Source organism: Sanguibacter massiliensis (assembly GCF_900240335.1).
Classification (GTDB): domain Bacteria; phylum Actinomycetota; class Actinomycetes; order Actinomycetales; family Cellulomonadaceae; genus Flavimobilis; species Flavimobilis massiliensis.
In genome coordinates this window covers 77,716-101,232 of sequence record NZ_LT964979.1, presented here as the reverse complement: position 1 = coordinate 101,232, position 23,517 = coordinate 77,716, and the positions used below count along the sequence as shown (strand labels likewise).

Here is a 23,517-nt window from a genome sequence, read left to right as displayed (position 1 = left end):
GTAGGGCGCGCCGTCCGCACTCCGACGGACCGTCTCACCACATGGTGAGACGTATCCTCCCGCGGGTCGGGACGACGGCGGTCCTGCGACGATTCCGCGCGACGGGTGCAAGCCCCCTGCCGACCAGGACACATGCACGTCGTCACCCCCGTCCGAGAGGAACCCTCGTGAGGACCACCACCTCCCGTCCGTCCCGCCGCGTGCGCCTCGCCGTCGCCGCCCTCGCGCCCGCAGCACTCCTGCTCGGCGCGTGCGCGAACCCGGACGCGCCCGGTGCGCAGCCGACCTCGATCGACGAGCACGCCCCCGTGTCGCTCACCGACGCCCGCGAGGCCGTCGGCACGTGGACCGTCGTCGGCGCCGCCGCCGACCCGGGCACGGTCGTCCAGATCGGCTACGGCTTCACCCTGTGGCTCGACTGCGGCCGCGTCGAGGGCTCCTACCTCCTCGGAACAGACGGCGCGCTCCTCACGGACGCGTGGGCCGGCTCGGGCACGTGCGACGTCCCGAACCTCCCGGCGTGGCTCGACGACGCGGCCTCGCTCGCGACAGCCGGCGACGACCTCGTCCTCCTCGGGGCCGACGGCATCGCGACCGCGACCCTCACGCCCGGCGGCACCCCGAAGGTCCCGGCGCACGACTCCCCCGATCTGGCGAAGGACCCCGTCCTCGACGACGCGCTCCGCGCAGCGCTCGACCCGGCCTCCCCCGCCCTGCCCGCGGGCGTCACCGCCGCGACGACGGACGAGCTCGTCGGCCGCTGGCTCCCGGCCGAGCCCGTCGGCGACCCCGAGGCCTCCTACCTCACCCTCGCGGCCGACGGCACGTGGACCGGCTCGGACGGCTGCAACGGGGCGCAGGGCCTGTGGCTCTCGGACAAGGGCTCGTGGCGTGCCACGTCGGGCCCGCAGACGTTGATCTACTGCGAGGGCGTCCAGATGCCCATGTTCGCGTCGACCGCGCGCGCGGCGGGCCTCGACGCCGACGGCTCGCTCGTCCTCGTTGACGCGGAGGGCGCCGAGCTCGTCCGCCTCGTCAAGAAGGCCTGACGTCCCGACCGGACGCTCCGGCCGTCCCCACCCAGGCGATCCCGGCCCGGCACGCCGAGCCCGACTCGTAGGTCTTCAGCACCATCGAATGGTGCTGAAGACCTACGAGTCGGATAAGGACGTACGGCCCGCCCGCACCAACCGGTGCGGGCGGGCCGTTCGTCGTCGTGCGAGGATCAGCGCGCGGCCGAGCCCTCGGTGTAGTCAGCGTCCTGCTGCTTCCACGCGAAGAGCGAGCGGAGCTCGCGGCCCACGGTCTCGATGGGGTGCTGGGCACCCTTCTCGCGCAGCGCGTGGAACTCGGGAGCGCCCGCGTCCTGGTCGCCGATGAAGCGCTCCGCGAAGGCACCCGACTGGATGTCCGCGAGGACGGCCTTCATGTTCTCCTTGACCTCGGGCGTGATGACGCGCGGGCCCGAGACGTAGTCGCCGTACTCGGCCGTGTCGGAGACCGACCAGCGCTGCTTGGCGATGCCGCCCTCCCACATGAGGTCGACGATGAGCTTGAGCTCGTGAAGAACCTCGAAGTAGGCGATCTGCGGCTGGTAGCCGGCCTCGGTGAGGACCTCGAAGCCGTACTGGACGAGCTGCGACGTGCCGCCGCAGAGGACGGCCTGCTCGCCGAAGAGGTCGGTCTCGGTCTCCTCGGTGAACGTCGTCTTGATGACGCCGGCGCGCGTGCCGCCGATCGCCTTCGCGTACGAGAGCGCCGTCGCCCACGCCGTGCCCGTCGCGTCCTTCTCGACCGCGATGATGTCCGGGATGCCGCGGCCCGCGACGAACTCGCGGCGCACCGTGTGGCCCGGCGCCTTGGGGGCGACGAGGATGACGTCGACGCCCTCGGGGACGGCGATGTACCCGAAGCGGACGTTGAAGCCGTGCGCGAACGCGAGCGTCTTGCCCTCGGTGAGGTGCGGCGCGATCGAGTCGGCGTAGATCGAGCGCTGGTGCTGGTCCGGCGCGAGGATCATGATGAGGTCCGCCCAGGCCGCGGCCTCGGCGACCGTCTTGACCTCGAAGCCCTCGTCGGTCGCCTTGGCGATCGACTTCGAGCCCTCCTTGAGCGCGATGACGACCTCGACGCCCGAGTCGCGCAGGTTCTGCGCGTGGGCGTGGCCCTGCGAGCCGTAGCCGACGATCGCGACCTTCTTGCCCTGGATGATCGACAGGTCGGCGTCGTCGTCGTAGAAAAGCTCTGCCACGATGTTTCTCCTCGTTCTGTGTGCGGTGTGAAGCGTGGGTCGGCGACCGACCGTCCGGGGCAAGTCAACCCCACGACGGCCGTCCGCCGCAGGATCAGGCGCTGCGTGAGACGCGGTCGAGCGCGCGGTCGGTGATCGAGCGGGAGCCGCGGCCAATGCCGATCGCGCCGGACTTGACGATCTCGCGCACCCCGTACGGCTCGAGCGCCGCGAGCAGGGCGCGCAGCTTGCCGGGGTTGCCGGTCGCCTCGATCGTCACGGCGTCGACGGCGACGTCGACGACGTGCGCGCGGAAGAGCTCGACGACCTCGAGCACCGCCGAGCGGGTGCCGGCCTCGGCCTTGACCTTGACGAGCAGAAGCTCGCGCTGGACGGACGACTCGTCGTCGAGCTCGACGATCTTGATGACGTTGATGAGCTTGTTGAGCTGCTTCGTCACCTGCTCGAGCGGGAGCTCGTCGACGTCGACGACGATCGTCATGCGGGAGATGCCCTCGTGCTCGGTCGGACCGACCGCGAGGGAGTGGATGTTGAACGAGCGGCGCGCGAAGAGGGCCGCGACGCGGGTGAGGGCGCCGGGCTTGTTCTCGAGCAGCACGGCGAGGGTGTGACGGGTCATGGTGCCGGGTCCTCTCAGTCCTCGCGGTCCCACGCCGGGGAGATCCCCTGCGCGTACTGGATGTCGTCGTTGCTCACGCCCGCGGCGACCATGGGCCACACCATCGCGTCGCGCGAGACGTTGAAGTCGATGAGCACGGGCTGGTCGTTGATCTCCCGCGCCTTCTTGATCGTCGCCTCGACGTCGCTCGCGTGCTCGACGCGCAGACCGACGCAGCCGTACGCGTCGGCAAGCTTGACGAAGTCAGGGACACGCGCCGTGCCGTGGCCCGTGTGGAGGTCGGTGTTCGAGTAGCGCTCGTCGTAGAAGAGCGTCTGCCACTGCCGGACCATGCCGAGCGAGGAGTTGTTGATGAGCGCGACCTTGATGGGGATGTCGTTAATCGTGCAAGTCGCGAGCTCCTGGTTGGTCATCTGGAAGCAGCCGTCGCCGTCGATCGCCCAGACCTCACGGTCCGGGTCGCCGACCTTCGCGCCCATCGCGGCCGGGATCGAGTAGCCCATCGTGCCGAGGCCGCCCGAGTTGAGCCACGCGGCCGGACGCTCGTAGCGGATGAACTGCGCGGCCCACATCTGGTGCTGGCCGACGCCCGCGACGTAGACGGCCTCGGGGCCTGCCATCTCGCCGAGCGTCTGGATGACGTGCTGCGGGGACAGGAGTCCGTCCGCGGTCGGCGCGTAGCCGAGCGGGTACGTCTCGCGCCAGTCGTCGATCGTCGCCCACCAGCCCGCGAGGTCCGGCAGGCCGTTCTTCGCGTGCTCGTCGGCGAGCGCCGGCACGAGCTCGGAGATCGTCTCGCGCAGGTCGCCGACGATGGGGACGTCCACGGCGCGGTTCTTGCCGATCTCGGCCGGGTCGATGTCCGCGTGAATGATCGCGGCGCCCGGTGCGAACGACGAGAGCTTGCCCGTGACGCGGTCGTCGAAGCGCGCGCCGAGCGAGACGACGAGGTCGGCGCGCTGGAGCGCGGCGACGGCCGGGACCGTGCCATGCATGCCGGGCATGCCGAGGTTCTGCGGGTGCGAGTCCGGGACGGCGCCGCGCGCCATGAGCGTCGTGACGACGGGCGCGCCCGAGAGGTCGACGAGCTTGCGCAGGACGTCGGCCGCACCCGAGCGGATCGCGCCACCGCCGACGTAGAGCACGGGCCGGCGGGCGGTCGCGAGGAGCTTCGCGGCCTCACGGATCTGCTTGGAGTGCGGCTTCGTCACGGGGTGGTAGCCGGGCAGGTGGAGGTCGGTCGGCCACTCGAAGACCGTGCGGGACTGCAGCGCGGACTTCGCGACGTCGACGAGCACGGGACCGGGACGGCCGGTGCGCGCGATGTGGAAGGCCTCGGCGACGACGCGCGGGATGTCCGCGGGGTCGGTGACGAGGAAGTTGTGCTTCGAGACGGGCATCGTGATGCCTACGATGTCGGCCTCCTGGAACGCGTCCGTGCCGATGAACGACGCGCCGACCTGGCCCGTGATCGCGACGAGCGGGATCGAGTCCATGTTCGCGTCGGCGATCGGCGTGACGAGGTTCGTCGCACCGGGTCCCGACGTCGCCATGCACACGCCGACCTTGCCGGACGTCTGGGCGTAACCCTGCGCGGCGTGGCCCGCACCCTGCTCGTGGCGCACGAGGATGTGCCGGAGCTGGGTCGAGTCCATGAGCGGGTCGTACGCCGGGAGGATCGCGCCGCCCGGGATGCCGAAGACGGTGTCGACACCCGCGGCCTCGAGCGAGCGGATGAGCGACTGCGCGCCGGTCATCTCCTCGCGCTGCGGTACGGACGCGCGGGCGCGCTCGGCCGCGGCGGCGGCTGCGTGGGCGGGGCTGGGCGCCGGCCTGGGCGTCGTGGACGCCTGGTCGGATGCGGGGTGACCCTGGGCCATGGTCTTCTCCCTGGCTGCGATGCTGGGACTGCTCGGACTGCTGGCGGGGCCTTCGCCGGATGCGGCTGCGGCCCCGGTCTCACGGTGGTGAGAGTCGATCCTCGGGTGGCGCCGCTGAGGGTTCAGCGGCAAGAAAAAACCCCTCGAGCCCGGGTGGGGGCCATGCGAGGGGAGAGCGCGCGTCAACGACCGGGATGTGGCCGGTCAGGCCGCGCGCCCGGGAAGTACTACGAGGATCGTCTGCACGGGGTCAGCGTACGCCGGAGGGTCCCGTCGTGTCACATACGGGTCGCCCCGGTCTCACGGGGCGGGACCGCGTGGTCCACGTCACGTCTCTCCTCCCCGTCGGCGGGAGGGGACGATCTCCTCCTCGCGACGGTGGCCCCGCACCCCGTCGCCCGGATTGGATCGACCCATGACCACGACGACCACACCCATGACCGAGGCCCTCCCGGCCTTCCCCCGTCTCCTCCGCGACCCCGGCCGCGCAGCACCGCGTCGCATCGTCGACGCCGTCGCCGGCCTCTCGAGCCTCGTGGTCCTCGTCACGGGCGTCTCGCTCCTCGCGACGCACTGGCGCCAGCAGCTCGGCGGCCAGGACCCCGTCCCTGGCGGAGGCCTCACGACCGTCGACCCGGGCGTCCTCGCCCTCGTCCTCCCCGTGCTGGGCCTCGCCTGGATGATCGCCACGATCTGGGTCGCCCGCACGCGTCCCGCCACCGCGGCCGCCATGAGCCTCGTCGCGCTCGTCCCACCCGCCACCGTCGGCTTCGTCGACGCCGCGTGGTGGGGTGCGGTCGTCGCGACGGCGCTCGTCGCGGGTCTCGGCGCGACCCGTCGCTCCGCTGTGCCGTTCGCCACCGCCTCGGTGCTCGCGCTCGTCGGGGTCGTCGGCGCGGCCATCAGCCACGGTACCTCCCGACCGACGTACCTCGAGATCCCGGGCTGGCTCCTCGCGTCGGGCGGCGAGCGCCACGTCGTCCAGGACGCCGTCCTCGGGTACGTCCTGCCCGTCGTCGTCGTCGCCGTCGCCATCCTCACCGTGCGGGTCCTCCTCGAGGCGTGGGCCGTCCGGGACACGTCGATCGCCGCAGCGGCGCGCTCCGAGGCGCGCAGCATCGACGCGAGCCAGCGCTCCGAGCTCGCCCGCGACCTCCACGACATCACCGCTCACCACCTCTCGCTCGTCGCGGTCCGCGCCGAGTCGCTGCGCTACGCGACCCCCGACCTCGCCGAGAGCACGCGGCACGAGCTCGCGCTCGTCGCCGAGGACGCTCGGGCCGCCCTCGCCGAGGTCCGCGCGACGCTCGACGTCCTCTCGCCCGTCGAGCACGACGCGCCGCTCACGCCCCCGCCGACGGCCGCCGACCTCCTCGTCCTCGTCGCAGGTGCCCGCGACGCCGGTCAGCGGATCGACGCCCACCTTCCCGACGACGTCGAGGCGGTCCTCGCGCGCGTCGACGCCCGGTCCGGCCAGGCGCTCTACCGCATCTCCCAGGAGTGCCTGTCGAACGCGCGGCGCCACGCGCCCGGCGAGCCTGTGACGCTCGACCTCACGGAGCAGGATGGGGCTCTGCGGCTCGTCGTGAGCAACCCTGCAGACGGTGTGCCCGGGCCTGCGCGCCGCGGGCTCGCAGGCGTCTGGACGCGCGCCGCGCAGCTCGGTGGCACGGTCGGCACCGAGACCGTGGACGGCCGGTTCGTCGTCGACGTCACGCTGCCGACGACGTCTCCCGAGACCCTGTGACACCGCGGACCGCACCGGCTCGCACGGCCGTCGCCTGGCAGGATGACCGGGTGCGTAGCCCCGACGACCTCCCTGCGACGCCCGTGCGCGTCGTCCTCGCGGACGACCAGCCCGTCATCCGTCACGGGCTCGCCGCGATCCTCGCGGCGACACCCGGCATCGAGGTCGTCGGCACGGCGTCCGACGGCGACGAGCTCGTCGACCTCGTCGTGCACACCGTGCCGGACGTCGCGCTCGTCGACGTGCGCATGCCGCGCGTCGACGGGCTCGAGGCGACGCGGCGGGTCACGGCGTCGGGCAGCCCGACGCGCATCGTCATCCTCACGACGTTCGACCTCGACGAGTACGTGTACGACGCGCTGCGGGCCGGGGCGAGCGGCTTCCTCCTCAAGGACGTCACCGCGGAGCGGCTCGTCGAGTCGGTGCGGCTCGTCGCTGACGGGTCGATGCTCCTCGGGCCCGGTGTCACGCGGCGCCTCGTCATCGACGTCGCGGCTCGCCGCGCGGCGCCGCGCGCTGTCCCCGGACTCGACGCGCTCACGCCCCGCGAGCGCGAGGTGTTCGCGGCCGTCGCGCGCGGCCTGTCGAACGCGGAGATCGCGGCCGAGCAGTGGGTGAGCGAGCCGACCGTGAAGTCGCACGTCTCGGAGATTCTCCGCAAGACGGGCTGCCGCGACCGCGTGCAGCTCGTCGTCGCGGCCTACGAATCGGGGACGATCACGTCCGGCTGACCCCGCCCGGTCCCGACACCCACCCTGACTCGTAGGTCCCCAGCACCGTCCAACGGTGCTCGAGATCTACAAGTCGTCGGGGCGCCGAGCGTCCGCCCGGTCCGCGGGCGGACCTGGCCGACCGGCGCGACGCCAGCCGATGCGGCCTACCAGGTCTCGGCGCCCTCGAGCGTCGTCGGAGGCGGGTCGACGCCGAGCCAGGTGCGCAGGCGTGTGAGGTCGAGCGTCCGCTCGACCGCGAGGTGGCTGAGCGCGTAGCGGCTGAGGCGCGCGCGCGGCAGACCGCACGCGGCGGCACCGTCGAGCGCGGCCGCGAGTCCGTGCGCGAGGCGCGGCGGGACCTCGACGACGCGCAGCGGTCCGCCGTCCGGACCGCGGCGCCCACGCCTGCCGAGCAGCTCGAGAACTGCGCGGCGCAGCGGCCACGGCTCGGCGTCGGCGACGTTGACGACGCCCGTGACGTCGCGCGCGAGTCCGGCTCGGACGGCCGCGACGAACGTGTCGACGTGCGTGAACGAGTGGAGCGCGGAACCGTCGCCGACGAGCGGCACGCGGCCGCGCCGCACGAGCGCCTCGACACGCGGCAGGAGCGTCGTGTCCCCCGGCCCGTAGACCGCGTGCGGTCGCAGGACGAGCACGGGACCGAGGTCCGTGTCCGCGAGGTAGCGCTCGGCGGCAGCCTTCGTCGCACCGTACGCGTTGAGGTGGCGGCCGGGCAGGGGCGTGTCCTCGCGCCCGGCGACGGTCGGCACGCGCGGGTCGTAGACGCTCGCCGAGGACACGTGGATCATCCGTGCGCCGCGGAACGTCTCGCGGACGGCGCGCGTGCCGTCGACGTTGATCCGTGCGGCGGCGGCGCGCTTGCCGCCGTCGGCGACGGCTGCGCCGACGTGGACGACGGCGTCGACCTCGGGCGGGTCCGCGAGCGCGCCGTCGGCGAGGTCCCATGCCCGCCACGTCCCGACGTGCGGGGGGCGGCGCGAGAACGTGCGGACGTCGTGCCCGTCGGCGGCCAGCGCCCGGGCGACGGCGCCGCCGACGAAGCCCGAGGCCCCGGTCACCGCGACGCGCACGTGGGTCCCTCCCCTGCCGCTGCGTTGACGAGCGCGGCGACCTCGCGCGCGAGCGCCTGTCGGTCGGGCTTGCGGCTGCGGCCCGCGACGGGAACCTCGGGCGCGACAAGGACGACGTCGGGCAGCGCGCCGTGGTCGAGGACTTCGGCGAGCCGCGGCCGCACCTCCTCGGCGAGCGGGTGGTCGCACGTGAGCCGCGGCGGACGCTCGGCGGCGTCCGCCGGGACGAGGACGAGCGCGACCCGCTCGTCACCGTCCTCCTGCGGCAGCCCGACGAGCACGGCCTCGCCGACGCCCTTGAGCGCAGCGAGCCGCGGTTCGAAGAGGCCCGGGTAGATGTTGACCGTGCCGCGGATGATCATGTCGCGCGTCCGCCCGAGGAGGACGACGGAACCGGCGGCCTCGAGACGGGCGAGGTCGCCCGTGCGGTGCTCGGCCACGGGCGCCACAACACCGTCGGCGCCGAGCAGGCCGAGCATGAGCGCGGGCCCTGAGACGACGAGCTCGCCGGGCGCGGCATCGTCGTACGCGGCGCCCCCGGACGCTGTCGCGTGCGGAGCAGCGCCGTCCGGACCTGCGCCGTCGGGCGCGGTGCCGTCCGGAGGCGCGGGCACGATCCGCACGTCGACGGTGCTCACGGGCGTCCCGACGAGGTCGCCGTCCCCCGTGTGCGCGAGCTTCGTCGCGGCCTCGACGGACGCGACAGGCAGGCACTCGGTCATGCCGTAGATCCCGACCCAGCGGGTCGTCGGCACGAGCCGCGTCGCGCGTTCGAGGAGCGCGCGGGTCACGGGTGCTCCTCCGACGAGGACGGTCGCGGCCGTGCGGGCGGGCACGGTGCCGGCCTCGACGGCGTCGAGCAGGGCGGTGACGTCGGCGGGCACGAGGAACGTCGCGTCGGCGCCCGTCATGAGACGACCCGCCGTGACGACGTCGCGGGCGGGCGCGACGACGGGCACGGTCCACGTCGCGCCCGCGAGGAGCGCGGGCACGCCGAGGAGCATCTGGTCCGTGACGACGTCCTGCCCGGGGCTCATCGCGACGATCTCGCCGAGCGCGCGCGTCGCGGCCGCGAGCGTCGCGCCCGAGTGGACGACTGCGCGCGGGGCCGCGGTCGTGCCCGAGGTGAAGACGACGAGCATCTCGCGCGCCCCGTCGAGCGGCGGCAGTGATGCCCCGTCGCGCGGCAGCGCCGCAGCGGCCCCGCTCGACGCCGCAGGGTCAGGCGCCGCGCCGCGCGCGGTCGCGAGGGCGTCCCGCACGAGCCGTCGCACGGGCACGGATCCCCGCGGCACCCCCGGCAGCCACGGTCCGGAGTGCACGTGAGTGACGGGCAGCTCGGCGTACCCGGGCAGGAGCAGGCCGCGCCGACGCGCGAGGGCGCGCAGCGGTCCGCGGGAGAGCGCGTGGAGGAGCGACTCGGTCGCGGCGTGCGTCGGCCGGGCAGCAGCGACGCGCGCCGCGAAGAGCTCGGGCGTCGAGCCGGGGTCGACGAAGACGACGGTGCCACCCGCGCGTGCGACGCCGAGCGCGGTGACGATCCCGTCGAGCCGCGGCCGGATCGAGAAGAGCACGCGTCCGCCGGGCTCGAGCCCGTGCGCGCGGAGCCCCGCGGCGACGGCCTCGATGCGTGTCGCGAGCTCGCGGAAGGTGAGCGCACCGAAGCGCTGGGGGCGGCCCGGACGGGTGCGGCGCGGGACGCGCAGCGCGACGGCGTCGGGCGTGCGCGCGCACGCGTCGAGCACGTGGGCGACGAGGTGTGCGTCCTCCGGGGTCTCGGGCTCGCTCACGCCGTCACCACGAGCTCGCGGTACGCGGGGATGAGGACGCGTCGGGCGACGCGTCGGCGGACGACGCTCACCGGCCGGCCCGCGGCCGCGACGGGAGCGAGGGCTGCGAGCGCCGAGTCGATCTGCGCCATGGCGAGCGGCATACCGAGGCAGAAGTGCGGTCCTGCGCCGAACCACAGGTGACGGACGGACGGGTCCGCCTCGCGGCCCGGATCGAACGGCCCCGCACCGCGGCAGCAGGAGATCGTCACGATGACGACACGGTCGCCCGGCCGCACCCGCACGCCCGCGACCTCGCGTTCGGCGGTCACGGAACGGAGCATGACGGGCGTCGGCACGGCGGTGCGCAGCGCCTCCTCGACGACGCGCCCGCGCCAGCGGTCGGAGGGCGACGTCAAGAGCAGCCGGTCGAGCACGCCCGCGTCGTGCGTGATCGCGACGAGCCGCGGCACGAACGACTGGACGGTCTCGGTGCCCGTGAGGACGAACGCACCGACCGCCCCCATCGCCTCCCGCTCGGAGAGGCCGAGCTCGCGCATGCGCCCTGGGACGGTCTGCGTCCCGCCGTCGCGGTAGGCGGCGCGCGCGGGCTCGCTCAGCTCGTCGAGCACCGCGCGGGCGCGGGCGACCTGCGAGCGCGTGAGCCCGCGTCGGTGGAGGCGGACGAGCCCGACGATCTCCTGGGCGCGCCGCAGCTGGTCCCGCACCGTGGCGCCGGTGTCGCCGAGGCCGACGAGGTGGCAGATGAGCGAGCCGGCGAGGTCGCCGACGACGGGCACGAGGTCGACGCTCTCCCCCGCGAGAAGCCGCGCGGCAAGCAGGTCGAGCCGTTCGGAGCGCGTCGCGGTGAGGGCCCTGACGGACGACGGCGTGAAGAGCGGCGTGAGCGTGCGGCGCAGCGCGGCGTGCTCGGTGCCCTCCATGTTGAGCAGCACGGAGGGCCCGAGCACGGGCGTCCACAGGTCGGCGGGCGAGCCCGGCCCGATCTTCGAGAAGCACTCGGTGTCGAGGAGCACCTCGCGGGCGGTCGCGGCGTCGGAGACGACGACGCCGAGGCCGGGGACCCGCACGGCCGGGCGGTTGCGGAGGGCGCGCAACGCGGGGTACGCGAGCGGGTGGGCGCCGCTTTGGACGCGCTCCTCGTGGTGGAGCACCTCGTCGTCGGCCACCGAGGGGTCGTGCACGGCGTGCGCGGCGCGCACGACGTCGTCGACCGTCACCGGATGTCCACGTGTGCGGGCCGGTAGCGGTGGTCGGCGTACCAGCCGAGGGTCCGCACGAGCCCCCAGGCGGCGACGCGCCGGGTCGAGCCGCGCACGAGGACGTCGTCGTACGTCGCGTAGCGCGTCGTGAGGCGGCGCACAGCGTTGACGAGCGCACGATCCTCGTGGACGTCCTCGATCGCGGTGCGCGGGAAGCCGCCGGCGCGGAGGTAGAGGTCGGCGGTGACCGCCATGTTGCAGCCCGCGGACATCATGTAGGGCCCGAGGTAGCCGTCGTCCTGGTTGCCGGGTCGCACCCTGCCGAACGCGCCCGCGAGCGCGACCGCCCCGTTGAGGACGGCCGTGCGTGGCCGCGAGACCGGCAGGTCGTCGGTGCGGGGCACGAGCCTGCCCGCGACGAGCTCGGACAGTGCGAGCGCGCGGCGCACGGCCGCGGTCCAGCCGGGGTCGGGCAGGCAGTCGGCGTCGGTGCGTGCGAGGAGCGCGGCTCCCGCGGCCGCGGCCTCGCGCATGCCCGTGTCGGCGGCAGCCCCCGTCCCCTTCTGCTTCTCCGTGACGACGCGCCAGCGTGGCAGGCCGTGCCTCGCGGCGTACTCGCGGACGAGGTCACCCGTCCCGTCGGAGGACCCGTTGTCGACGACGACGAGGTCGAAGTCGCGGTCGGTCTGCGCGCGCAGCGCGTCGAGCGTCGCGGTGATGCCTGCGGCCTCGTCCCGCGCGGGCACAACGACGCCGAGCCGGCCGAGCGCGGGGTGCGTGCCCGCGGTCGAGCGCACGCGTCCCCCGGGACGTGGCGGCCTCACAGGCGCACCAGCGTCGCGCCGATCGAGATGCCGCCCGCGAGCCCGAGCAGCAGAACGACGTCACCGTCACGGACCCGCCCGGACTCGCGTGCGCGCACGAGCTGGAGCGGGAGCGTCACCGAGGCGACGTTGCCGTGGTCGGCGACCGTGACGAGCGTGCGGTCGCGCGGCAGGCCGAGCGCGTCGTGGACGTCGTCAAGATAGGCGACCGCGACCTGGTGGACGGCAACGAGCGTGACGTCGTCGAGCGTGAGCCCTGCCCGCTCGAGCGCCTCCTCGACGACGCCGGGGCCGAGCGCGCAGAACGCGTCGCGCAGGCGTCCGCCGTCGATCTCGAAGTAGGTGCGCTCGACGTCGCGGGGGTGTGCGGTCCCGCCACCCGGGAGCATGCCGACGTCCCAGTGCTCGGAGCGCGCGGAAAACGCGCTCGCGAGGATGCCGCGCGCTGCCTGCCCCGGGGCGACGGCGGGCGGGCGGCCGACGAGCACGGCAGCGCCCGCGTCGGACATCGTGTAGCCCGGCGCGGAGAGCGCGTACGTCGCCCGGTCGGGCACGTCGTGACGGACGGCGCGCGAGGGCGCCTCCCCGGAGGCGACGAGCACCGTCCGGTACCGCCCTGTCGCGACGAGCGCCTCGGCGACCTCGATGCCGTTGAGCACGGAGTTGCAGGCGTTCTTGACGTCCATGACGGGCACGGAGTCGAGCCCGAGCTTGTGCGCGACGATGTGCGACGTCGCGGGCTCGACCATGTCCTGGCTCGCGGAGGCGAAGATCAGCAGGTCGACCGTCGTACCGGGGTGCTCGGCGAGGAGCGTCCGCGCGGCCGCGACGGCGAGGTCGGACGCGTCCTCACCGTCGGGCAGCACGTGCACCCGCTGTACACCCGTGAGCCGGGTGACAAGCGGCGTGCGGGGCACGACGCCGGGGTTGCGTCGGGCGAGCGCACGCTCGACGTCCGCGACCTCACGGACGTCGTCGGGTAGGTGCACGGCGACGCCGAGGATCGCGGCGGCGGGGGCCGGACGCGCGGGGGCCACGACGACGGCCGGGGCGTGGAGCGGCTGGAGCATGGCGGTCAGCGTAGCGGTCGGTCCCCGCGGCCGCCCGCACGCTCCGGATGTCGTCCGCCGAACACCCATCTGTGGACAACCTGGTCGTGCCGTGCCGCGTCCGGCAGACTTCCGCGGGTGACAACACGCTCCGAGCTCGCGCTCCTCGCCCGCGCCCGTCCCGCGATGGCCGCGGTCCTCCTCGGCGGGCGCGCCCTGCGCCGCCCGCTCGTCAAGGTCCCAGGCATCGGCTGGGTGACGTCCGACCCCGTCGTGAGCCGCGAGATCCTCAAGGACGGACGCGCGTTCACGATCCTCGACGAGGGCGGCGTCGGGCACCTGTGGGGTCAGATCCTCGGCGACTGGGTGTTCGACCTCTTCGACGGGCCGGGTCACCACGACCTGCGCACGCGCGCCCGCGACCTCTTCACGAAGGCGACGGCGACCGAGATCGTCGACGATGCGTGGGGACCGTCCCTCGCCGCAGCGCGTGCGACGCTCGACGCGGGCGGGACGCTCGACGTCGGTCCGCTGTCACGCACGCTCGTCGGCCGCATGATGACGACGATCCTCGGCATCGTGCCACCTGCGGGACGTCCGCAGGACGCCCCGTGGCCGACCGACGACGAGGCTCTCGCGACCTTCCGCACGGGCGAGCGCCTCGCGTCGGTCGCGCTCAGCACGGGCTCCTCGACGCACCTGTCGGACGCGCAGGTGACGACGGCACGCGGGATCGTCGCGGAGCTGACGTCGGGCGTGCCCGACGGCTGGGCGCACGCGCCAGGGCACCTGCTGCTCGGCCGCTGCCGCGAGCTCGGGCTGAGCCTCGAGGAGACGACGGGCATCGCGAGCCTCCTCATGGTCGCGGGCACGGAGACGTCCGCGAGCGCGATGGCACGCACGACCGCGCTGCTCGTCGACACGGGCGAGCAGCACCGTCTGCTCGCGGCCCTCGACCGCGGCGAAGACCCGTGGGACGACGTCGTCCGCGAGGGCCTGCGCGTCACGAGCCCCGCGTCCGTTATCGGGCGGGGCGTCGCGGCCGACGTCGAGATCGCGGGCCGCACGCTGCGCGCGGGCGAGCGGGTGATGATGCTCGTGTGGAGCGCCAACACGGCGCCCGGCCCGTTCCGGATCGACCGACCGTACGTCGCGGACAACCGCCAGCTGTGGTTCGGTGCGGGCCGACACCTGTGCCTCGGGGCCGCGCTCGCGCGGGCCGAGCTCGAGCACCTGCTCCGCACGCTGTTCGAGGGCGGTCCGCTCGAGGTCGTCCGGCGTCGCGCGCAGCCGCGCGTCCTCGTCCCGACCTACCGCACGCTTGAGGTCCGCCGGGCGCGCTGAGGCCGGCTCACCCCTCGTGCTGCATCGAGTTCGGCTGGTAGGTAACGACCTTGTACTCGGCGATGTCCTCGAGCGCGGCCAGCCCCTGGAAGGCCATGCCGCCACCGTTCGGGGTCCCGGCGAACGTCGCCGGGATGTTGTGCGTCCCGGTCTCGCCTGAGTAGACGAACTTCGCATCGGCCGCGTAGAACGTCGCGACGGTCTTCCCCGAGGCGTCGTGCCCGACGACGTAGATGAAGTCGGTCGCCGTGATCCCGAACGCCTTGGGCACGCCATCCTTTATGCCGCGCTTGACGATCGTGACCGGCAGCACGGTGTCGGCGCCCTCACCCGTCGGCTCCCCGACGGTGACGTCTGCGTCGTAGTAGTCGTAGACCGGGCCCGTCGCGATCCACGAGACCTTGATGTCCAGGTCCTCGGTCGGCTTCGCGTCCTGGGCGTCCGACTCGAAGGTGAAGTCGTCCTCGAGCACAAACTGCTGGACGTCGACCGACGCGCCGGGCTCGAGGACCGAGACCACCGAGCCCTCCGTGTATCCGCCGGCGGAGCCGGTCACCGTGACGCCGACCTGGATCTTGCACGGGGCGTCGAGCGGGTTGTGGAGGGTGATCGGCACCGAGTGGCGCCACGTCGTCCCGATCCGCTTCGCGGTCTCGTCGTCGTATCCGGTGACCTCACCGATCGTGGCGTAGCTCGTGATCGTCTCGTCACGCAGCCCGCTGTTGACCGGGCAGACGCCCGACGCGGCCGGGGCGTCGCCCGGCGTCGTCGCGGCCGGGGTGCTGCCGTTCGCCGCGGGCGGCGCCGTGGCGTCGTCGGTCGAGTCCCCGCCGCATGCGGCGAGGAGGAGGAGCGGCGCCAGCAGGGCGGCGGCAAGCATGCGCGGGCGCGGTCGGCTGAGCTTCGTCATCGGTAGGTTCCCCTGGTCGTGCCACGTCACGACGTGCCCCTAGCGCGTCGCCCGGAGTCTCCGGCGCGTGGCACCGCAAGCCTAGGACGGCTCACCCCTTTCGCAACCCGAGAGGTCTCCCTCCCGACTCGTAGGCCTCCAGCACCGTTCGATGGTGCTCCAGCCCTACGAGTCGCACCCCAGCCGACGCAGGGGTCAGACGCAGGGGTCAGCTGAGGACCGCGCCCTGCGACGCCGAGCCGACGAGCTTCTGGTACCGCCCGAGCACGCCGCGCGTGAAACGTGGGGGCAGCGGCTCCCAGCCCTCGCGGCGCACCGCGAGCTCGGCCTCGTCGACAAGGAGGTCGAGCGTGCCGGCGGCAACGTCGAGCCGCACGCGGTCGCCGTCCCGCACGAAAGCGATGGGCCCACCGTCGACGGCCTCGGGCGCGACATGCCCGACGCACAGCCCCGTCGTTCCGCCCGAGAAGCGCCCGTCGGTGAGCAGCAGAACGTCCTTGCCGAGGCCCGCTCCCTTGATCGCCCCAGTGATCGCGAGCATCTCGCGCATGCCCGGACCGCCCTTGGGGCCCTCGTAGCGGATGACGACGACGTCGCCAGCCGTGATCGTGCCGTCCTCGAGCGCATCCATCGCGGCACGCTCGCGCTCGAAGACACGCGCGGTGCCCTCGAAGACGTCGGAGTCGAAGCCCGCGGACTTCACGACGGCACCCTCGGGCGCGAGGGTGCCGCGGAGGATCGTGATGCCGCCCGTGCGGTGGATCGGGCGGTCGAGGGCGCGCAGGATCTTGCCGTCGGGGTCGGGCGGCGCGATCTCGGCGAGGTTCTCCGCGACCGTGCGGCCCGTGACGGTGAGGCAGTCGCCGTGGAGCAGTCCCGCGTCGAGCAGGGCCTTCATGACGACGGGCACTCCCCCGACGCGGTCGACGTCCGCCATGACGTACCGGCCGAACGGCTTGAGGTCGCCGAGGTGCGGGACGCGCGCGGCGACACGACGGAAGTCGTCGAGCGTGAGGTCGACCTCGGCCTCGTGCGCGATCGCGAGGAGGTGGAGGACCGCGTTTGTCGAGCCGCCGAACGCCATGACGACGGCGATCGCGTTCTCGAGCGCCTCCTTCGTCATGATGTCGCGCGCCGTGATGCCGCGGCGTAGCAGCCCGACGACAGCCTCGCCCGAGCGGTGCGCGAACTGGTCGCGCCTGCGGTCCGCGGACGGCGGCGCGGCCGAGCCGGGCAGGGACATGCCCATGGCCTCGGCGACCGACGCCATGGTGTTCGCGGTGTACATGCCGCCGCACGCACCCTCGCCCGGGCAGATCGCGCGCTCGATGCGGTCGACGTCCTCGACGCTCATGAGTCCGCGCGCGCACGCGCCGACGGCCTCGAACGCGTCGATGAGCGTGACGTCCTTCTCGGTGCCGTCGGAGAGTTTGACCCAGCCGGGCATGATCGAGCCCGCGTAGAGGAACACGGCCGCGAGGTCGAGGCGCGCGGCGGCCATGAGCATGCCCGGCAGCGACTTGTCGCAGCCCGCGAGGAGAACCGACCCGTCGAGCCGCTCCGCCATCATCACGGTCTCGACGGAGTCAGCGATGACGTCGCGCGAGACGAGCGAGTAGTGCATCCCCTCGTGGCCCATGGAGATGCCGTCGGACACGGAGATCGTCCCGAACTCGAGCGGGTAGCCGCCTGCGGCGTGGACGCCGTTCTTCACGGCCGCGCCGAGGCGCTGCAGCGAGAGGTTGCACGGCGTGATCTCGTTCCACGAGCTCGCGACGCCGATCTGGGGCTTGACCCAGTCGTCGTCGCCCATGCCGACGGCGCGGAGCATGCCGCGCGAGGCCGTGGCCTCGAGGCCGTCGGTCACCTGGCGCGAACGGGGCTTGAGGTCGATCTCTGAGTCATCCATACCCGAGTATCACCCCATGTGCGCGACCTGGGCCACAGCGGGGGCGGTTCGCCGCCGTCGGGACGTGCGGGGCCGCAGGGCTTCGTGACCGCAGCGGGGACGCGGACGGGCCCGCTCCCGGGGGGGAGCGGCCCCGTCGCGTACGAGGTGCGGGGCGCCTCAGCGGCGCGTGATGAGCGAGACGTCGCGCACCGCACCGCGGTCTGCGGACGTTGCCATCGCGGCGTAGGCGCGCAGCGCCGGGGAGACGTAGCGGTCGCGGTCGACGGGCTGCCACGGGTTCTCCCGCGCCTCCATCTTGGCGCGGCGCTCCGCGAGGACGTCGTCCGGGACGTCGAGGTGGACGCGGCGCGTGTCGACGTCGATCTCGATGCGGTCGCCGTCCTCGACGAGGCCGATGAGCCCGCCGGCCGCGGCCTCGGGCGAGACGTGCCCGATCGAGATGCCCGAGGACCCGCCCGAGAAGCGTCCGTCCGTGATGAGGGCGACGGACTTGCCGAGACCGCGACCCTTGATGAACGACGTCGGGTAGAGCATCTCCTGCATGCCGGGGCCTCCGGCGGGACCCTCGTAGCGCACGACGAGGACGTGCCCCGGCTGAACCTGCTTCGTGAGGATCTTCTCGACGGCCTCGTCCTGGGACTCGACGACGAGCGCCGTGCCGACGAAGTGGAAGACGTCCGGGTCGACGCCTGCCGTCTTGAAGACCGCGCCGTCCTCGGCGAGGTTGCCGCGGAGCACCGCGAGCCCGCCCTCGACCGTGTAGGCGTGCTCGAGGTCGCGGATGCAGCCGCCCGCGGCGTCGGTATCGAGGGACTCCCAGACGTTCGACGTCGAGAACGCCTGCGTCGTGCGGACCCCGCCGGGGGCGGCGAGGAAGAGCTTCTTCGCGGTGTCGGTGGCCTTGCCGCCGCGGATGTCCCAATCGTCGAGCCACGCGCGCAGCGTCGGCGTGTGGACGCTCGTGACGTCGTGATCGAGCAAGCCCGCGCGGTCGAGCTCGCCGAGGAGCGCGGGGATGCCACCGGCGCGGTGGACGTCCTCCATGTGATAGTTCGGGTGGTTGGGTGCCACCTTCGAGAGGCACGGCACCCGACGCGAGATCTCCTCGATGTCGGTGAGCGTGAAGTCGATCTCGGCCTCCTGCGCGGCCGCGAGGATGTGGAGGACCGTGTTCGTCGAGCCGCCCATCGCGACGTCGAGCGTCATGGCGTTGGCGAACGCGGCCTTCGATGCGATCGAGCGCGGGGCGGCCGAGTCGTCACCCTCGTCGTAGAAGCGGCGCGCGAGCTCGACGATCGTGCGCCCGGCCTCGAGGAAGAGCTCCTTGCGGGCCGTGTGCGTCGCGAGCGTCGAGCCGTTGCCGGGCAGCGAGAGACCGAGCGCCTCGGTGAGGCAGTTCATCGAGTTCGCGGTGAACATGCCCGAGCACGAGCCGCACGTCGGGCACGCCGACTCCTCGACCTTCGCGAGCGCCTCGTCGGAGACCGCGTCGTCGGCCGCGTAGTTGATCGCGTTGACGAGGTTAAGGTGCGTCTTCGCGACGCCGTCGGCGACGACCGCCTTGCCGGCCTCCATGGGCCCGCCGGACACGAAGATCACCGGGATGTTGAGGCGCAGCGCGGCGTTGAGCATGCCGGGCGTGATCTTGTCGCAGTTCGAGATGCAGACGATCGCGTCGGCGCAGTGCGCGTTGACCATGTACTCGACCGAGTCGGCGATGAGGTCGCGGCTCGGCAGCGAGTAGAGCATGCCGCCGTGACCCATCGCGATGCCGTCGTCGACCGCGATCGTGTTGAACTCCTTGGCGACGCCGCCGGCCTCACGGATCGCGGACGCGACGAGGTCGCCCATGTCCTTGAGGTGGACGTGGCCCGGGACGAACTGTGTGTAGGAGTTCGCGATCGCGATGATCGGCTTGCCGAAGTCCTCCGACGTCATGCCGGTCGCACGCCACAGGGCGCGGGCCCCCGACATGTTGCGGCCGTGGGTGGAGGTGCGGGAGCGCAGCGGGCGGCTCATCGGTCATGCTCCTTCGACGCAGTCGTGCGGCGAGAGGCGCCGCCGCACCACAGTACGTCGGGCGCGCCGGGGCGCGGCGAAGGCGTCCGGAGCGTGGTCGGGCCGCGGCACCGGTGCTCCGCCGGTGCCGTCGTCGTGCTACTCCCCCGACGCGACCTCGACGCCGTGCTCGCGCACGAGCTCGGTGAGCTCGAGCGCGAGATCGACGTCAGCGCTCGTGAGCGCGTCGACCTCGTGCGTGAGGAGACGCAGCTCGACCCACGGGTACGTGAGCGTGACGTCAGGGTGGTGGTTCGCGGCCTCGGCCGCCCCAGCGACAAGCTCGACGAGCCGGACCCCGGCGACGAAGCTGCCGGTCGCGTACCGGACGACGAGCTGTCCGTCGACGACCTCCCAGCCGGTCCCGGCGACAGCCTGCTCAACGCGTGCGATCTCGAGAGGTTCCATGCGTCCCAGCGAACCACCGCCGCGCCGCCGCCACCAGCGGTCGTGCACCCAGACCAGCCCTCCGGGCGTGGGACGACGACGGCGCCGCACCCCGAGGGGTGCGGCGCCGTGCGTGAATTCTCGGTCAGACGGCGTCGCTGTCGGGCTCCCACTCGTGCTCGAGGATGCTCATGACGATCGCGTCCGTCCAGCGGTCACCGTCACGGTAGACCTCGCGAAGCCGTCCCTCGACGGTGAAGCCGATGGACTCGTAGAGCATCTGCGCGCGCGGGTTGATGTCGAGCACGTCGAGCGAGACGCGGTGCAGCCCGAGCCCGTCGGCTGCGAACGCGTGCCCGAGCACGAGGCGGATGGCCTCGCGCCCGTAGCCGCGCCCACGGTAGTTGGGCAGCATGTTGAGCCGCAGGTTCGCGGACAGGGCGTCGTCATCGAGGTCGTTGAGGACGATCTCGCCGAGCATCTCGTCGCTCACGAGCTCGCCATCGCGCCGGACACCGCTCGTGATCGCCCAGTCGTAGCGACCCGGACGCTCGGGGACGTCACGCACCCACGCGGCGATCTGCTCGCGCGTGAACGAAGCGGTCGTCCCCGTGAGCCGGAGCCCCTCCGGGTCCTGGACGAGCTCCCACGCGCGTTCGGCGTCGGACTCGACGAAGGGACGCAGCCGGACGAGCTCGCCCGCGAGCTCAGGTCCGCGGGCCATGTCAGCCGATCCTCTCCATGACAAGTTCGCGTACGCGGCCTGCGTCGGCCTGACCGCGCGTGGCCTTCATGACGCCGCCGATGATCGCGCCGATCGGCCCCATGTTGCCGCCCTTGATCTTCTCGACGATGTCGGGCTGCGCGGCGAGGACGTCGTCGATCGCGGCGAGCAGCGGGCCGTCGTCAGAGACGACCTCGAGGCCCTTGGCAGTGACGATCTCCTCCGCCGTGCCCTCGCCCGCGAGCATGGCCTCAAGGACCTGGCGCGCGATCTTGTCGTTGATGCGTCCGGAGTCGACGAGAGTCTGCAACTCGACGACGCCCGCGGGCGTGATGGGCAGCGCGTCGAGCTCGACCTCGTCGGCCTTCGCACGGCGCGCGAGCTCGCCCATCCACCACTTGCGTGCCGCCGCGGCGCTCGTGCCTGCGGCGACGGTCGCCTCGATGAGGTCGAGCGCGCCTGCGTTGACGACGTCACGCATCTCGGCGTCGGCGTACTGCCACTCGTCCTGGAGGCGACGGCGGCGGGCCGCCGGCATCTCGGGAAGCCCTGCGCGGATCTCCTCGACCCACGCGCGTGAGGGCGCGACGGGCACGAGGTCCGGCTCGGGGAAGTAGCGGTAGTCCTCGGCGTCGGACTTCACGCGGCCCGACGTCGTGATTGACGTGTCCTCGTGCCAGTGACGGGTCTCCTGGATGACCTTCTCCCCCGCGTCGAGGACGGCCGCCTGACGCGAGACTTCGTAGCGCACGGCCCGCTCGATGGACCGGAAGGAGTTGACGTTCTTTGTCTCGGTGCGCGTGCCGAGGGGGCTCTCGGGCGTCGGACGCAGCGAGAGGTTGACGTCGGCGCGAACGTTGCCGCGCTCCATGCGTGCCTCGGAGACGTCAAGCGCGCGGAAGATGTCGCGCAGCGTCTGGACGTAGGCGCGCGCGACCTCGGGAGCTCGCTCGCCCGCGCCCTCGATGGGTCGTGTGACGATCTCGACGAGCGGGATGCCGGCACGGTTGTAGTCGACGAGAGAGTACTCAGCACCGTGGATGCGTCCCGTGGAGCCGCCGACGTGCGTGTTCTTGCCAGCGTCCTCCTCCATGTGCGCGCGCTCGATCTCGACGCGGAAGATCGTGCCGTCCTCGAGCTCGACGTCGAGGTAGCCGTCGAACGCGATGGGCTCGTCGTACTGGGAGGTCTGGAAGTTCTTGGGGACGTCCGGGTAGAAGTAGTTCTTCCGCGCGAAGCGGCAGGACTCAGCGATCGAGCAGTTGAGCGCGAGGCCGATGCGGATCGCGTACTCGACGGCCGCCGCGTTGACGACCGGGAGCGCACCCGGCAGGCCGAGCGAGACGGGCGTCGTCTGCGTGTTGGGCTCGCCGCCGAACTCGACCTCGGCCGCGCAGAACATCTTCGTGCGCGTGCCGAGCTCGACGTGGACCTCGATGCCGAGGACGGGGTCGTAGCGGCGGATCGCTTCGTCGTAGTCGACGAGGTCGACGGTGGTGGCGCTCATCGTGCGATCTCCAGTTCCGGGGCCTGCGCGAGCAGCGGCGCGCCCCACACGTTCTCGAGGGCGGCCTCCAGGGCTGCGCCCACACGGTAGAGGCGGTCGTCGGCCTTCGCAGGGGCGAGGATCTGGAAGCCGACGGGGAGGCCGTCGTCGGACAGGCCGTTGGGCACCGAGATGCCGGGCACGCCCGCGAGGTTGGCCGGGATGGTCGCGATGTCGTTGAGGTACATCGCGAGCGGGTCGTCGAGCTTCTCGCCGAGTTTGAACGCCGTGGTCGGCGCTGTCGGCGAGACGAGGACGTCGGCCTGCGTGAACGCGGCGTCGAAGTCACGCTGGATGAGCGTGCGGACCTTCTGCGCGCTGCCGTAGTACGCGTCGTAGTAGCCCGCGGAGAGCGCGTACGTGCCGAGGATGATGCGACGCTTGACCTCGTCGCCGAAGCCGGCGCCGCGGGTCGCGGACATGACGCGCTCGGCGGTGACGGGGCCGTCGGTGGGCTCGACGCGCAGGCCGAAGCGCATGCCGTCGAACTTCGCGAGGTTCGAGGACGCCTCGGACGGCATGATGAGGTAGTACGCGCCGAGGGCGTAGCGGAAGTTCGGGCACGAGACCTCGACGAGGGTCGCGCCGGCCCTCTCGAGCAGCTCGAGGGACTCGGCGAAGCGCGCGGAAACGCCTGCCTGGTAGCCGTCGCCCGAGAGCTCGGTGACGACGCCGACGCGGACGCCCGAGAGGTCGCCGAGCGCGCCCTGGCGCGCAGCGTCGACGAGCGCCGGGAGCGGCTCGTCAATCGACGTCGAGTCGCGCGCGTCGTGCCCGCCGATGAGCTCGTGGAGGAGCGCGGAGTCGAGCACGGTGCGCGTGACCGGGCCTGCCTGGTCGAGCGACGACGCCATGGCGATGAGGCCGTAGCGGGACACCGAACCGTAGGTGGGCTTGACGCCAACGGTGCCCGTGACGGCGCCGGGCTGGCGGATCGAGCCACCCGTGTCGGTGCCAATCGCGAGCGGGGCCTCGAAGGCCGCGACGGCTGCGGCGGAGCCGCCGCCCGAGCCGCCCGGGATCCGCTCGAGGTCCCACGGGTTGTGCGTGTTGCCGTAGGCCGAGTGCTCGGTTGAGGAGCCCATGGCGAACTCGTCCATGTTCGTCTTGCCGAGGATCGGCAGGCCCGCGGCCTTGAGTCGCTCGACGAGCGTCGCGTCGTACGGCGGCACCCAGCCCTCGAGGATCTTGGAGCCGGCGGTCGTCGGCATGCCCTTGGTGACGACGACGTCCTTGACGGCGATCGGCACGCCCGCAAGCGGGTGGAGGGACTGTCCGGCGGCACGACGCGCGTCGACGTCGGCGGCGGTCGCGAGCGCGATGTCGTCCGAGACGTGGAGGAACGCGTGGACAGCGCCCTCGACCACGTCGATGCGGTCGAGGTGGGCCTGGGTGACCTCGACCGAGGTCACCTCCCCTGCCGTGAGCTTCTCCGAGAGCGCTGCAGCGCTCAGTCGTGTGAGGTCCATC

The 23,517-nt window shown here is 72.8% G+C and carries 19 protein-coding genes; 4 read left to right on the top strand and 15 right to left on the bottom strand.

The window, feature by feature from the left end:
- The first annotated feature begins 167 nt into the window (after positions 1 to 167).
- Entirely contained in the window at positions 168 to 1,049 is an 882-nt protein-coding gene (locus tag C1729_RS00435; protein ID WP_129590611.1) for an META domain-containing protein, read from the top strand.
- 176 nt (positions 1,050 to 1,225) lie between these two features.
- Here the strand turns inward: C1729_RS00435 and ilvC are convergent, their stop codons facing one another.
- From ilvC to C1729_RS00420, 3 genes are all read right to left on the bottom strand, one after another.
- On the bottom strand, positions 1,226 to 2,251 hold the full coding sequence (gene ilvC / locus C1729_RS00430) for a ketol-acid reductoisomerase (RefSeq protein ID WP_102507762.1): 1,026 nt from the start codon (positions 2,249 to 2,251) through the stop codon (positions 1,226 to 1,228).
- A 94-nt stretch (positions 2,252 to 2,345) separates the two neighbouring features.
- Positions 2,346 to 2,870: an acetolactate synthase small subunit gene (gene ilvN, locus C1729_RS00425; protein WP_102507761.1), complete on the bottom strand. Its 525-nt coding sequence runs from the start codon at positions 2,868 to 2,870 to the stop codon at positions 2,346 to 2,348.
- Between the two features lie 14 nt (positions 2,871 to 2,884).
- Complete coding sequence (locus tag C1729_RS00420; RefSeq protein WP_102507759.1) at positions 2,885 to 4,750, bottom strand: acetolactate synthase large subunit; 1,866 nt, start codon at positions 4,748 to 4,750, stop codon at positions 2,885 to 2,887.
- 415 nt (positions 4,751 to 5,165) lie between these two features.
- On the opposite strand from C1729_RS00420, the gene C1729_RS00415 reads away from it, so the two are divergent.
- Both C1729_RS00415 and C1729_RS00410 read left to right on the top strand, forming a co-directional pair.
- Complete coding sequence (locus C1729_RS00415) at positions 5,166 to 6,497, top strand: sensor histidine kinase (protein WP_129590610.1); 1,332 nt, start codon at positions 5,166 to 5,168, stop codon at positions 6,495 to 6,497.
- A 50-nt stretch (positions 6,498 to 6,547) separates the two neighbouring features.
- Positions 6,548 to 7,228 carry a response regulator gene (locus C1729_RS00410; RefSeq protein ID WP_102507755.1) on the top strand — a complete coding sequence of 227 codons (681 nt, stop codon included), beginning with the start codon at positions 6,548 to 6,550 and terminating at the stop codon, positions 7,226 to 7,228.
- 146 nt (positions 7,229 to 7,374) lie between these two features.
- On the opposite strand, the gene C1729_RS00405 is transcribed toward C1729_RS00410, so the two are convergent.
- From C1729_RS00405 to C1729_RS00385, 5 genes are read right to left on the bottom strand one after another with little or no spacing between them, the layout of a single operon-like run.
- Positions 7,375 to 8,301: an NAD-dependent epimerase/dehydratase family protein gene (locus tag C1729_RS00405; RefSeq protein WP_102507753.1), complete on the bottom strand. Its 927-nt coding sequence runs from the start codon at positions 8,299 to 8,301 to the stop codon at positions 7,375 to 7,377.
- Positions 8,286 to 10,091: a class I adenylate-forming enzyme family protein gene (locus tag C1729_RS00400; RefSeq protein WP_207204547.1), complete on the bottom strand. Its 1,806-nt coding sequence runs from the start codon at positions 10,089 to 10,091 to the stop codon at positions 8,286 to 8,288. The genes C1729_RS00405 and C1729_RS00400 overlap by 16 nt, the downstream gene beginning before the upstream one ends.
- Complete coding sequence (locus C1729_RS00395; RefSeq protein ID WP_242493652.1) at positions 10,088 to 11,311, bottom strand: cytochrome P450; 1,224 nt, start codon at positions 11,309 to 11,311, stop codon at positions 10,088 to 10,090. Before C1729_RS00395 ends, C1729_RS00400 begins: the two co-directional genes overlap by 4 nt.
- On the bottom strand, positions 11,308 to 12,090 hold the full coding sequence (locus C1729_RS00390; RefSeq protein ID WP_102507751.1) for a glycosyltransferase family 2 protein: 783 nt from the start codon (positions 12,088 to 12,090) through the stop codon (positions 11,308 to 11,310). Before C1729_RS00390 ends, C1729_RS00395 begins: the two co-directional genes overlap by 4 nt.
- Positions 12,091 to 12,113: 23 nt before the next feature.
- Entirely contained in the window at positions 12,114 to 13,187 is a 1,074-nt protein-coding gene (locus tag C1729_RS00385) for a 3-oxoacyl-ACP synthase III family protein (protein ID WP_102507749.1), read from the bottom strand.
- A 117-nt stretch (positions 13,188 to 13,304) separates the two neighbouring features.
- Between C1729_RS00385 and C1729_RS00380 the strand changes: the two genes are divergently transcribed.
- Complete coding sequence (locus C1729_RS00380) at positions 13,305 to 14,510, top strand: cytochrome P450 (RefSeq protein WP_242493651.1); 1,206 nt, start codon at positions 13,305 to 13,307, stop codon at positions 14,508 to 14,510.
- 7 nt (positions 14,511 to 14,517) lie between these two features.
- Here C1729_RS00380 and C1729_RS00375 read toward each other — a convergent pair whose 3' ends face one another.
- From C1729_RS00375 to gatA, 7 genes are all read right to left on the bottom strand, one after another.
- A complete protein-coding gene (locus C1729_RS00375; RefSeq protein WP_102507747.1) occupies positions 14,518 to 15,420 on the bottom strand; it encodes a hypothetical protein in 903 nt (300 codons plus the stop codon).
- A gap of 208 nt (positions 15,421 to 15,628) precedes the next feature.
- Complete coding sequence (ilvD, locus tag C1729_RS00370) at positions 15,629 to 17,329, bottom strand: dihydroxy-acid dehydratase (RefSeq protein WP_102507745.1); 1,701 nt, start codon at positions 17,327 to 17,329, stop codon at positions 15,629 to 15,631.
- 159 nt (positions 17,330 to 17,488) lie between these two features.
- Positions 17,489 to 19,351 (bottom strand): dihydroxy-acid dehydratase, encoded by a 1,863-nt coding sequence (gene ilvD, locus C1729_RS00365; protein WP_102507743.1) that lies wholly within the window; start codon positions 19,349 to 19,351, stop codon positions 17,489 to 17,491.
- A gap of 138 nt (positions 19,352 to 19,489) precedes the next feature.
- On the bottom strand, positions 19,490 to 19,798 hold the full coding sequence (locus tag C1729_RS00360) for a 4a-hydroxytetrahydrobiopterin dehydratase (protein WP_102507741.1): 309 nt from the start codon (positions 19,796 to 19,798) through the stop codon (positions 19,490 to 19,492).
- A gap of 124 nt (positions 19,799 to 19,922) precedes the next feature.
- Positions 19,923 to 20,501 carry a GNAT family N-acetyltransferase gene (locus C1729_RS00355; protein ID WP_102507739.1) on the bottom strand — a complete coding sequence of 193 codons (579 nt, stop codon included), beginning with the start codon at positions 20,499 to 20,501 and terminating at the stop codon, positions 19,923 to 19,925.
- A gap of 1 nt (position 20,502) precedes the next feature.
- Positions 20,503 to 22,008: an Asp-tRNA(Asn)/Glu-tRNA(Gln) amidotransferase subunit GatB gene (gene gatB / locus C1729_RS00350; RefSeq protein ID WP_102507737.1), complete on the bottom strand. Its 1,506-nt coding sequence runs from the start codon at positions 22,006 to 22,008 to the stop codon at positions 20,503 to 20,505.
- Positions 22,005 to 23,516, bottom strand: a complete 1,512-nt coding sequence (gene gatA, locus C1729_RS00345) for an Asp-tRNA(Asn)/Glu-tRNA(Gln) amidotransferase subunit GatA (protein WP_102507736.1) — start codon at positions 23,514 to 23,516, stop codon at positions 22,005 to 22,007. Before gatA ends, gatB begins: the two co-directional genes overlap by 4 nt.
- Position 23,517 lies beyond the last annotated feature (1 nt).

Coding starts and splice junctions, on each gene's coding strand:
- gatA (WP_102507736.1), bottom strand. CDS start 23,516: ATGGACCTCACACGACTGAGCGCTGCAGCGCTCTCGGAGAAGCTCACG.
- C1729_RS00355 (WP_102507739.1), bottom strand. CDS start 20,501: ATGGCCCGCGGACCTGAGCTCGCGGGCGAGCTCGTCCGGCTGCGTCCC.
- C1729_RS00375 (WP_102507747.1), bottom strand. CDS start 15,420: ATGACGAAGCTCAGCCGACCGCGCCCGCGCATGCTTGCCGCCGCCCTG.
- ilvN (WP_102507761.1), bottom strand. CDS start 2,870: ATGACCCGTCACACCCTCGCCGTGCTGCTCGAGAACAAGCCCGGCGCC.
- C1729_RS00415 (WP_129590610.1), top strand. CDS start 5,166: ATGACCACGACGACCACACCCATGACCGAGGCCCTCCCGGCCTTCCCC.
- ilvD (WP_102507743.1), bottom strand. CDS start 19,351: ATGAGCCGCCCGCTGCGCTCCCGCACCTCCACCCACGGCCGCAACATG.
- C1729_RS00420 (WP_102507759.1), bottom strand. CDS start 4,750: ATGGCCCAGGGTCACCCCGCATCCGACCAGGCGTCCACGACGCCCAGG.
- C1729_RS00360 (WP_102507741.1), bottom strand. CDS start 19,798: ATGGAACCTCTCGAGATCGCACGCGTTGAGCAGGCTGTCGCCGGGACC.
- C1729_RS00385 (WP_102507749.1), bottom strand. CDS start 13,187: ATGCTCCAGCCGCTCCACGCCCCGGCCGTCGTCGTGGCCCCCGCGCGT.
- gatB (WP_102507737.1), bottom strand. CDS start 22,008: ATGAGCGCCACCACCGTCGACCTCGTCGACTACGACGAAGCGATCCGC.
- ilvD (WP_102507745.1), bottom strand. CDS start 17,329: ATGGATGACTCAGAGATCGACCTCAAGCCCCGTTCGCGCCAGGTGACC.